1 protein-coding gene is annotated in these 246 nt (G+C 57.3%); it reads right to left on the bottom strand.

The annotated features are described in order from the left end of the window. A partial coding sequence (locus ACW9I6_RS32470; protein WP_457340250.1) for a hypothetical protein occupies nt 1–246 on the bottom strand: 246 nt, incomplete at both ends.

Below are 246 nucleotides of genomic sequence, written 5' to 3'. Positions count from 1 at the left end.
CATCGTCGTACGTGTAGGAAACAACGTTCTGCTCGGTAACCCAGCCGAGTTCCCGGTGCACCTGATAGTCGACCGCAACGATATGGCCGCGCTCATACCGCAGCAGCAATGCCTGACCAACATGGTTATCGATCCGCTGAATCCGCCCTGAATAATCGCGGGAAATGCGCAGCCGGTTGTCGTAAGCGTCACTGATCGCCGTCAGCACACCGTCACGGAAGTGGTAGAAAAGCGACGCCTGAGCCA

It is taken from the genome of Pseudomonas sp. SDO5522_S412 (assembly GCF_054071215.1).
This window is presented reverse-complemented; position numbering and strand designations above follow the sequence as displayed.